Raw genomic sequence first — 3,490 nt, 5'->3', positions numbered from 1 at the left:
TAATCGTATAACTCAATGGTAATAACCCATTATCCGTAGCAGTCATCTCTATAATACCTGCACTACTTCCATCACAATTTGCATTATCTACTGCAGCAACTGTAAATACAGGTGTAATAGCTGGGGCAACTGTAATCTGTCTAGTTACTATACAACCTGAAGTAACATCAGTAACTACAACTTCGTAAGTACCATCTGTAGTAACAGTATGGTCTGTAAATGTATCTGTACCAGTAATACTACCAGAAGTAAGAGCTGGATCTGCAGTAGGAGCTACTCCATTGATAGTATAAGTAAAGTTACCTGTTGCTCCTAAATTTGCTCCCGAAGTAACTGTAATTCTTATTAAAGCATCTCCAGGTGTACAATTTAAATTTTGTTGTACTGCTAAACTAAAGTCTAACTCTTCATAAATAGTAACAGGTACTATGGCACTTGTACATCCATTTGCATCACGAATTATAACGTTATAAGAACCAGCAGTTAATCCATTTTCAGTATAAGTAACATCAGTTGTAGGTGCACTATAGGTTGTACCACCATCAATAGAATATTGATAAGGTGCAGTTCCTCCAATAGTTTGAACACCATTAGTTGTATCAATAGATATACTCTTATCTGCTCCACATGTACTAGTAGTAACATCTGCCACTTCTAAAACTGGTGGTTGACTAACAGTTAAAGCCTGTGGACCTATATCTGTAGTACAACTATTTCCATTACTATCTGTAATTGTTACCGTTACATTGACTGGTAATGTAGTATCAGTTACATCTCCGTAAGCTACCTGAACAACATTACCACTTATAGAAGCTGTAGAAGCGTTTGTAACCGATGCAACAGAATATGTGTAAGGCGGGAACCCACCCACTACATTATCTATTCTTATAGTACCAGGAGTACTACATGTTATATTATCAACTACAGTTAAATCACCTGTAATTGGAAGTCCTTCAAGTATTCTAACATCCTCACTTCCAAATAAACAACTAGTTGGAGGAGATGTTGTCTCAATATAATATAAACCAGCTGATAAACCAGTAACTACAATGTCTGCAAAACCATTTTGAGTAATACCTGTATAACCAGCAACTGCTACCCCTGCATTTGTAACATCATCTCTGCGATATAACGTATATTCAAAAGGATCCGATAAATCACCAGATGTGTTAGTTATTGTAAACGTGATTTCACCCGTGTCCGGTGGACCTCCAGCACAGTCATCACTGTTTACTGTACCAACCAATAATACTCCTGGAGTAAAAGTGTCATATACATCCTCATCATTCTGCTCAATACACATTGTAGATGTATCTCTAACATAGAAAGTATATGTTAAACCTGGTGTTAAACCTGTAAAAGTTAACGTTCTAGGATCTGGTGCATCTGGTGCAAACCAAATTGTAGGATCATCAATAGCAAACTCAAATGGTCCTACACCATTAATTGCCTCAACAGTTACACTAAATCCTCCTACACAAGTACCAGGATTAGCTACTGGATCCACAATTAGTCCAGAAACTTGGAAAGGTATTGTATAAGGAGCAAATGTTGTTAAACAACGAACTGTAGCTCCATCAACTATACGAATAGCAGGATATACTTCTGTCCCTAAATCTATTCCAGTAAATGTGTCAGAAGCTTGCCATGTAGCACCATTATCTGAACTAAACTCAATTGTATACGGTGCCACCGATGGATATCCTGTAAATTCAAATCCAAATAATGATTCATTTCCTACAAAAGGAGTTCCACAAGGAGGAACTATAGGATCTATAGTTGCTGTTAATAACGGCGGATCCGTTAATGTAACAGAAGCTGAATCCGTACAACCTAAATCATCAGTAATAGTTACTGTATAGCTTCCTGCTGATAAATTCGTGAATGTATAACTAGTTCCTGTAAAATTAGTCACATTAGTGGTAGTAACTCCATCCGTGATTGATAAATCATGTGGAGAAAGTCCATCTGATATAGTTACTTCAATGCTTCCTGTATCTCCATTACATGTAGGCTGCGTATCTGTTAGAGATATTGATACGGTTGTTACAGTATTAATTGTAACATTCGTAACTACTGTTTCACAATATCCTGCCGCACCCCCATTATCTCTAATATAAACATCATAAGTACCAGCTGCTAAACTTATAGGGTTTGTAGTACTAAAAGTACCATCTGCTGGTGTTCCTGCTCCAGCTGCAGTTACAGAATATACATAAGAACCATCACCTCCTAATGCACTTACAGTAATAGATCCATTATTACAACTTGCGTCAATAACGTCAACAGATGCAATTAATTCATCATTAATTACTCTAACTAATTGTGTAGTTGTACATCCTCTTCCATCAATTACATCAATTGTATATGAACCAGCTCCTAAACCTGTAAAGGTATAAGTAGAAGCACCTGGAACTTGAGGAGCCCCTCCGTTTAAAATATATTGATAATCACCATTACCAGATGTAACAGTTACAGCTATTTCACCATTAGTCCCATCGTAACAATTTGTTGGTACTGCATCAAATGCAACAGTAGTAATTGGATTAACCGTAATGTTGAACGGAACTGATAAACATCCGTTGGTATCTTGAGCTATAATCGTGTGAGCTCCAGCAGCAACATCTGTGAATGATCCTGTTTGGAATGCTCCAACTCCATCTAATTGATATGTATAAGGTCCTGTTCCTCCAGAAGCACTAGGTTCAATAGTTGCTCCAGTAGCTGGATTACAAGTAACCTCTTTTGTTATTGTTGCACTAGCAACAACAGGAGTTGCTTCACCTATTGTAACTGAAAGTGTTCTTTCACAAGCTGAAGATGCAGCATCTGGCCTAATTCTAACATCATAAGTAGCAGCTGAAAGACCTGTTACAGTTATCGGAGAAGTAGAAGTTGTTGTATACGTAGCACCTCCATCAGTACTATATTCATAAGTTCCTGTAAAGTTTAATACGTTCATTGTGAACTCACCATCACTTCCTCCGTTACAAGTAGCATCTGTAATACTAGCCACTACTAATTGTGCCTGGAACTCTTGATTAGCGTCTACAGTTACAATTACATCAGTTGTACAGTCACTTCCGTAATCAACTGTTATTGTATGATTACCAACCGCTAAATTATTAAACACATTCGAAGCCTGTGTTGTAGCTCCTAATGTATAGGTATAACTTGGATCTGTTGGTGTAATTGTTGCATTTCCTGTACCATCACAGTTATATGATACACTATAACTAAAGGTAGGCTCAGTTGGTAATGGATCAATTACAATATCTGCTAAATTTAACTGACAACCATTTGAATCTCGAACCGTTAAAACATAAGTTCCTTCAGTTAAATTACTATAAACTAAATTATTAGAGTAAACTCCATTTACTCCATAAGTATATGGCGCTGTTCCTCCTGTAGCAGCTACAAAAGTAATCTCACCATTTTGTAAACATGTATATGCCTGTGTTAAACTTGCACTACTCGCTATTGGGTTTGG

1 pseudogene is annotated in these 3,490 nt (G+C 37.0%); it reads right to left on the bottom strand.

Annotated elements, in window-relative coordinates:
- Positions 1–3,490 (bottom strand): annotated as a pseudogene (locus EV195_RS16545) (SprB repeat-containing protein); the annotation flags it as partial.

The organism is Tenacibaculum skagerrakense (assembly GCF_004345825.1).
GTDB lineage: Bacteria > Bacteroidota > Bacteroidia > Flavobacteriales > Flavobacteriaceae > Polaribacter > Polaribacter skagerrakensis.
Note: the sequence above shows the minus strand (reverse complement) of the source record. Positions and strands in the feature narration are given on the sequence as shown.